Origin of the sequence: Streptomyces sp. NBRC 110028, from assembly GCF_001417735.1 — a bacterium.
Taxonomy (GTDB): Bacteria; Actinomycetota; Actinomycetes; order Streptomycetales; family Streptomycetaceae; genus Streptomyces.
Genome location: NZ_BBUZ01000025.1, coordinates 494,754 through 503,339 on the forward strand (window position 1 = coordinate 494,754; position 8,586 = coordinate 503,339).

Consider the following 8,586-nt stretch of genomic DNA (forward strand, 5'->3'; position numbering starts at 1 on the left):
GAACCCCGTCGACCCGCAGAACCCGGAACCCGCCCCCCTCCCGGTGCCCCCCCCGATCCCGCGTGGCTACCGTGGGACCCGCGGCGAGCCCGACTCCGTCTTCGACTCGGGTTCCGACACCGACACCGACACCGACACCGACTCCGTCTTCGACTCGGTTTCCGACTCGGGTTCCGACACCGAGCCCGACACCGAGGCCGAGTCGGCGCCGCCGAAGACCTTGTCGTCCTCCGGGGCGCCGATGCCGGGGCTGCCCGGAGGGTTCTCGCCGGCCGTGCACACCGCGCCGGTGGCCGGTCCGGGCGCCGCCGCCTCCTTCGCGCCGCCGAAGACCGTGCGGCTGCCGTTCGCGGCGGGCTCCACGGAGCTGTCCGTGCAGGCCGGGTCCGCCATCGCGTCCGCGGCCGACGCCCTGGCCAGGTTCGCGTGGCACAACTGGCGCCGGGGCCGGCCGATCCCCGCGGTGACCATCAGCGGGTACGGCGAGGGGACGGGCCCGGACGCGGCTGATGAGGCGCTGGAGGAGGGCGAGCAGCGCACGGGCGCCGTGCGCGACGAGTTCCTGGCCGCTCTGGACACCGCGCTCGCCCGCCTCCAGACCGGCGTCCCCCAGGGCACCCGTCGTCTTCAGGCGGACGACTTCGACATCGTCGGGCGCTCCCGCGGTCAGGACCTCGAACCGTCCGTCACGCCCCCCGCCCCGGACGCGCGTCGGCAGGTGACGCTGGAATTCGTCGACCCGCTGACGGTGCTGGACGCCGCGCGGAGGACTGACGTCGACCTCCGGCACGCCCCGCTGGACGTCGATGTCATGGCCCGTCGCCTCCTGCACCTGCCCGCGAGCGCCGCGGTGGACGATGCCCGCCAGGAGCTGTACGACCTGGTCATCGACGCGAGCCGGGACGGCTGGGGGCCCGGCCTGGGGGCCCTGGGCGCGTACCACCTGGACCAGCAGGGTGTGCTCGACGGGAACCGGGACCGCTACCTCAAGGTGGGTGGCACACGGGTGCCGGGCGTCAACTGGGGCAAGGACAAGGTCCTCGACCTGGACGACACGGACACGATCGAGATCCTCCGGAGTGACGGCAACGGCGCCCTCCAGGTGATCGGCACGAAGGACGCCCCATGGAAGGGCGGCCCGACGCCGTTCGTCGTGGTGGCCTCCGGCCGGCACGACATGGTGCGGGTGACGTTGCCGGACGACACCACCCAGGACCTGACCGTCGACGAGTTCGTGGAACTGATCGCGAACGATCCGGAGCTGTCCGGGCTGCCCCTCGACGCGCCGATCGTGCTGGCCGTTCCGCACGCCGGTGACCGGGGACTCGACCTGCCACGGCTGCTGGCCGACCGGACGGGCCGGATGGTGTGGTCGCACAGCGGTCTCGCCACGGCGGACGCCCCCCACATCGGGGTCATCCACAAGGCCGACGCGATCCAGGGCGACTGGATCCCCAGCCCACCCGGAATGGCACCGGACCGGGACCGGAACGCCCCGGCCTGGTGGCGCAAGGTGATCACCCGGACCCTCATGAGCCGCATCACGGGGCAGCGGACGGGCCGTGAGGCGCTGCGCCCCGACGAGGTCGTCCGTGATCGTCGGGAAAGGCTCCACGACGCCCTCGACTCGATCAAGGCGGTCGCCCACTGGAATCCGGCCGCCGGCCGCTACTCGAAGCTGCTTCGCCTGGTACGGCCGGGCAAGCCCGACGCGAAGCGGCATCACTGGGTGATGCACGGTGGCCCGGGTTTCCTGATGTTCCCGCTGGAGGACGGCCTCACGTACCGTGCTTACGGCGCCGAGGGGGCCCGGTACCTCGCGCACCGCAAGAGCAGCCAGGCGCTCGGCGAGGACGACTGGAACGAGCTGATTATCTGCTGGGCCGGTTCGCCCGCGGACCGCGCCGTGCCGTCCGGCTTCGGGGCCTTGGGCCGCTCCTTCCCCGGCTCCTTCGTCCCCGACCCGCTCGCGGACGTCCCCATGGGGCAGCACGTCGCGAACGAGACCCGGCACAAGACGAACGCCCTCATCCGCCTGGACGGGGTGGGGCTGCACCAGAACCTGCCCTTCCGGATCCTGGCCACCGATCGTCAGGGGCGGCGGCAATGGTTCCAGCAGTTCTACCCCGAGCCCGACGCCGCCGAGCTGGACCGCCGGGTGCGCGAGGCCGGGTACTACAGCGGCCCCCAGCCCCCGCCCTGGGCGCGGGAGCACACGCTGCGCCTCGTGCGGGCGCTGAAGCTGATGCTGGGGAACGACGTCGACGACGGCGTGCGGGTGGGGCAGGACCCGGAGTACGCGGAGCTGCTGCGCGGTGCCGCCGCGCTGGACCGGATGCGGATGAAGGAACCGCAGCTCCGCGGTACGGGTCCGGTCACGCTGGACCTCTTCCGGCGGATCGTCGAGGCGCGGCTTCCCGCGGGGCAGGCGCAGGCGCGTCAGGCCGACTACCGGGACGTGCTGAAGGCGGCGGCCGCCGCCCCCGACGGCACGAAGCTGAGCGACTTCGTGACACTGCCGTCGTCGGTGGTCCGGGCGGCCCGGTGGAAAGCCACGGTGGACCTGTCCCAGGTGGCCACCAAGGCCCTGCGCATGGACGGCTCCACCAAGCCCTACGAGGCCGAGTGGTCCCGGATGTTCTGGGCGCGGGTCAAGATGTACGAGGCGCTGGACACGTCCGTGAACCTCGACGAGCTGACCGCCCAGCTGTACGACCTGCCCTCCGCCGGCCAGGTGGACGACGCGGGGCGCGACTTCACCCGGGAGCTGATGACCACGGCGTACGCGATGGGGCTCGACGGGTCCGATCCCGCCGTGCTGTACGCGTACCACCTCGACACCCTCGGCGCTGTGGCCGATCCGACGGCCCTGCACGCGCCCGGCACCCCGAACGAGGTGTCCGGACGCGACTACCGGCCCGGACCGAAGGACGACTTCCCGGATCTGTCGGAGGTCCGGACGCCGTCCGGGGTGCGGCCCGCGCCGTGGGCGGGGAAGGCCGGGAAAACGAACACGGCCAGGCCGGAGCCCTATGTGGTGCGGGCCGCGGTGGACCCGAAGGCTCCGGGCCGCCTGCTCGTGTCCTTCGGAACCGTCACCAGGAGTCTGACCCCCCGGCAGTTCACCGAGCTGCTGGACCGCGACCGCTCCCTGCTCGGCAGGGACCTGGCGGTTCCGCTCCTGCTGGACATCGCCGAGTTCGACCGCCACTTCCCCGGGCTGGCGCGGGACATGGCCCAGCACTTCGGCCGTGAGATCTGGACCACCTCGGCCGTCCCGACCCAGACGGTGCCCCAGGGCGCGCAACGCCCGGTGCTGACCCTGAACCCGCCGGCTCAGGCCGGTGCGTCCTCGGCGGCCGTGGAATGGACCTCCACCAAGCCGGTCGACCCGCAGAACCCGGAGGACACTCGCCCGCCGGTGCCGCCCCCGCCTCCCCTGGAGGCCTCGGAGGCGGTGCCGGCTCCGGCGGGGCGTGTGTTCACGGTGCGGTTCGACGCGGGGTCGACCATGGTGTCCGAGGACGATGTGGCGGACATCGAGGATCTGGCGCGTGAGGTGGCGTCTTCGGCGCTGGCGGACTGGCGGGCGGGGCGGCCGTTGCCGTCGGGTGTGGTCACCGGCTTCGGCGAGGGTCCGGCCATGCGGGCGCGGGAGATGGGGCAGGAGCGGGCCGAGACGGTCCTCGAATGGTTCACCGACTCCCTCGACGAGGCGCTGGCCGGGCTGCAGCGGGGTGTGCCGGAGGCCGGCCGGCTCACCGCGGCGCACTTCGGGTTCACCGCCCGCAGCCGTGGCCAGGGCATGGCGGCCGCTGACGCGGATCCGGACGCGTCGCGGCGGACGACGATCGAACTCACCACGCCGGTGGAGGAGCTGACGGCGCCGGCGGCGTTCGCCGAGCCGGATCTGTTCCCCTCCGGGAGCGACACCGATACCGACACCGTCTCCGACACCGACTCCGACTCCGGCTCCGATGTCGACTCCGTCTTCGACTCGGCCCCCGTCTCCGACACCGACTCCGACTCCGGCTCCGATGTCGACTCCGTCTTCGACTCGGCCTCCGTCTCCGACACCGACTCCGTCTCCGACACCGAGCCCGACTCCGACACCGAGTCGTCCGCCGCCCCCGCCGATGTGCCGGACGCCAAGGCGCGGCCCCGGGTACGGCCACGGCCCGAGCACGAGCGGAGGACCCGGGCATCGTCCGGGCAGCCGATGCCGGGACTGGGCGGCCAGATCTCACTGCCGGTGCACACCGCGCCGGTGGGGAGCCCGGCCAACAAGTTCTGGTCCCACGCCCCCCGGCTGACGGAGGTGTCCTTCGAGCCGGCGGACACCGACCTGTCCGAGACCGCCCAGGATTCACTGGAGGAACTGGCCGGCCGGGTGGCCCGGGACGGGCTGCGCAGCCGCAAGCACGACCTCCCGCTGCCCTTCGTGATCCTGACCGGGTACGGCGAGGGAACGGACGCGGAGGCGAAGGCCGAAGGAGAAGCCCGCGCCACCAACGCGTACGTGGAGTTCCTGGCGAGCCTGGACGTCGAGCTGAGCCGCCGGCAAAAAAGCCTTCCCGCCGATGAGCAGCTCACGGCCAATGACTTCACCATCGACTGGCGCGGTTTCGACGGGGACGTCGGGCAGTCCGCGGGCGGGAACGCGGAAGCGCTGCGCCGCCGGGTGACGGTCGAGGTCGTCTCGCCCATGACGCTGCTGAACGACCTGCGCAAGGCCGATCCCGACCTGCGGAACGCGCCGCAGGACATGGACGGTCTGATCCGCCGCGTCCTGCACCGCCCCGACGGCGCCACCGTGGACCTGGGCGTACGCGAACGGTTCGGCGAGCTGGTCCACGACGCGTACCAGAACGGCTGGGCGGGCAGCCTGGGGGCGCTGGGCGCGTACCACGCCTTCGTGAAGGGATTGATCTCCAGGCAGCGGGCCCGTCACTTCACGGTGAACGGCCAGCGCGTCGCGGGTATCAACTGGAGCCCGGCGGCAGAGGTCGTCGGACTGGACGTCAGCGGGGTCGACATCCTGCGGGAACGTCCCGGTGGCGGGTTCGACAAGGTCGGCAGTGCCCCAGCCCCGTGGGGACCGGGCTGGTTCCCGTACACCGTGGTGGCCGAGGGCGGCCACGACCGCGTGACGGCGAGGTGGCCGGACGGTACGGCACGCGACCTGACCCCCGACGAGTTCGTCGAACTGGTCGCGGCCGACCTGGACGGAGCACCTCCGGGCATCCCGATCGTGCTGGTCATCCCCCAGGGCGGGGACCGGGGGCTGGACCTGCCGCGGAAGCTGGCGGACCGGACGGGCAAGACGGTGTGGGCGCACAGCGGACATCCCACGCTCCACGAGACCGGGCCGCAGACGTACGGCATCGGCGTGATCCACCGGGACGGCCGCATCGAGGGCGACTGGATCCCCAGCCGGCCCGGCACGGCGCCCGAGGCGAGGGCGGACGATCCGAGCTGGTGGCGCAAGGTGGTCAACAGGACCCTCGTGGGGCTCACGGGCCTGAGCTTCGGGCGCACCGCGCTCCGTCCGGAGGAGGTCGCCGAGAAGCAGATGGAGGAGGAACAGCGTCATCTCGCCGCGATGAAGCACTACGCCCACTACAACACCGCTGTGCGGAGGTTCGTCAGCGGTCTGCTCCCGCTGCCGCGCCCGGGCAAGCCGGGTACCAGGCGGTACTTCTTCGACGCGCACGGCGGGCCCGGCTACATCAGCCTCCCCCTGGAGGACGGCGGGGTGGTCCGCGCCTGGAACGAAGAGGGTGCGCGGTACATCGCGCGCCGCAGGAGCGTGCAGGAGCTCGGCAAAGACGACTGGATCGAGCTGGTGGTCTGCTACGCCGGTTCGCCCCAGGACCGTGGCGTGGACGGCGGCCGCAACCTCGGCGCAAGCTTCCCCGGCTCCTTCGTGCCCGACCCGCTCGCGGACGTCGCCATGGGGCAGCACGTCGCGAACGAGACCCGGAAGAAGGTCAATGCCAGCATCCTCATCGATAGCACGGAGGCCTACCTGGGTGAATACATCCGGACCCTGGACTCCGACGCCCAGGGGCGGCGGGGTTCGTACCAGCAGTACTTCCCCGAGCCCGACGCCGAGGAGCTGGACCGCCGGGCGCGGGAGATCGGTTACCACACGGGCCCGGGACCGGTCCCCGCGGCGGCCGGGGCGGCGACGCTGCGGCTGGTGCGGGCGCTGCGGCTGACCCTGGGCAAGGAGATCGACGACGACCTGCGGATCGACCAGGACCCGGAGTACGCGGAGCTGCTGCGCGGTGCCGCCGCGCTGGACCGGATGTGGCGCCTCGACCCGCGCTTCGCAGACGCGGGCCCGTTCACGCTGGACTTCTTCGAGCGGGTCGTCGCGGCGACGCTTCCCGCGGGCACACAGGCGCGCCAGGACGACTTCCGGAACGTGCTCAAGCGGGCGGCCGCCGCCCCCGCCGGTACGACGGCGGCCACGTTCGTGACGCTGCCCTCGTCGCTGGACGACGCGGCACACTGGCTCGACACTGCGAACGTCGTCGACGCGGCCATCCGGGCCCTGCGCCTGGGCGGCCCCGGCGACATGGGCAGGCGCGAGTGGTCCCGGATGTTCTGGGCGCGGGTCAAGATGGAGGAGGCGTGGGGCGGCTCCGACCTCGAAAGGATCACGGCCCACCTGTACGACCTCCCCCCGTCCGCCCAGGTGACCGACCGGCAGCGCGAGTTCACCCAGGACCTCGTCACGAGGGCGTTCGCCCGCGGGCTCGACGGAGCCGACGCGGATGTGATGGTCGCGTTCCTCCTCGACGGCGACGGTGCCCTGTCGGAGGACACCATCCTGACCATGCCCGACGAGCCGGCCATGGTGTCCGGACGGGACTACCTGGGGACCCTGAACGGCACGGCCCCGGATCTGTCGAAGGTCCAGACCCCCTCGGGGCCGGAGGACGCCCCGTGGGCGAGGAAGAAAAAAACCCCGAGCCGGATCCGTACACGCTGCACGCCAAGGTGGACCCGAACGCCCCGGGCCGGGTGCTCATCACCTTCGATTCCTTCACCGGCGCCCGCCTCACCAGGAGTCTGTCCTCCCGGGAGTTCGCCGAGCTGCTGGCGCGCGACGAAGAGCTGATCGAAGAGCGACTGGACGTTCCGGTCCTGCTGAACATCCCGGGACTGACCGCCCACGCCCCCCACTTGGCCGAGGTCGTGGCCCAGCGCCTCGGCCGGCGGGTGTGGGTGGTCGGAGAGCCGGACCCCACGGACCCCGTCGACCCGCAGAACCCGGAACCCGCCCCCTCCCCGGTGCGCCCCCCGGCTCACCGCGCCGACAAGGCGCGGGTACCGGTGAGCGATCACACCACGGGGGAGGTGTCCGCGGCTCCCGTGCCGGAGGCCGCGAGTCCGCGGCCGCGGACCTTGCGGTCGTCCGGGCCGGCGGTGCCGGCTCCGGCGGGGCGTGTGTTCACGGTGCGGTTCGATGCGGGGTCGACCATGGTGTCCGAGGACGATGTGGCGGACATCGAGGATCTGGCGCGTGAGGTGGCGTCTTCGGCGCTGGCTGACTGGCGGGCGGGGCGGCCGTTGCCGTCGGGTGTGGTCACCGGCTTCGGCGAGGGTCCGGCGGTGCGGGCGCGGGAGATGGGGCAGGAGCGGGCCGAGACGGTTCTCGCGTGGTTCGAGGACTCCTTGGACGAGGTGCTGGCCGGGCTTCAGCGGGGGGTGCCGGAGGCCGACCAGCTCACCGCGGCGCACTTCCGGTTCACCGCCCGCAGCCGTGGCGCGGGCGTGGCGTCCGGTGACGCGGACCCGGAGGTGCTGCGGCGGACGACGATCGAACTGACCGAGCCGATGGGGCCGTTCACGGCTCCCGAGCCGGACACCGCGCCGGGCCTCTTCGATTCCGATTCCGATTCCGATTCCGATTCCGATTCCGATTCCGATTCCGATTCCGATTCCGATTCCGACTCCGACGTCGACTCCGACGTCGACTCCGTCTTCGACCCGGCTTCCGACAGCGACTCCGGCTCCGACACCGACCCCGAGTCCGACACCGAGTCGGTCGCCGGCTCCGACGACGTGGCGGCTGCGAAGCCGCGGCCCGGGACGCTGGTCAGGTCGGCGCCCGGCGGGCCGATGCCCGGACTGCAACCGGCGGCCCCGCAGCCGGTGCACATCGCCCCGGTCACGCCCCCGGTCACGCCCCCGGCCACGCTCCCGAGTGCCCCGTCCCTGTCGGTGTCGCCGGTGCGGGTGCGCTTCGCGCCCGGGTCCGGCACGCTGTCCGACGAGGCCGGGACGACGCTGAGCAACCTGGCCGACCAGGTGGCCCGGACCGGGCTGGACCACCACGGCTGGAACATCGCCAAGCCCACCGTGACCCTCCTCGGCTACGGCGAGGGCACGGCGCAGGAGGCGGACGCCGAGGCACTGCGGCGCGCGGCCGCCGCGTACGAGCGGTTCATGGATGAGCTGGACAGCGCGCTGGAACTCCTCCAGGAACACGTCCCCGAGGACAGCCGGATCACCGCGGACGACTTCCACGTCGTCTGGCGCGGCCGCGGCACGGACGTGGGACAGACCGGTGCC

Annotated in this window: 1 protein-coding gene; it reads left to right on the forward strand. The window is 72.6% G+C overall.

Features of this window, described 5'->3' with window-relative positions:
* Window positions 1-43 precede the first annotated feature (43 nt).
* Window positions 44-7,129, forward strand: coding sequence for a lonely Cys domain-containing protein (locus ASC60_RS43715; RefSeq protein ID WP_079038400.1), 7,086 nt, complete (start codon window positions 44-46; stop codon window positions 7,127-7,129).
* Window positions 7,130-8,586 lie beyond the last annotated feature (1,457 nt).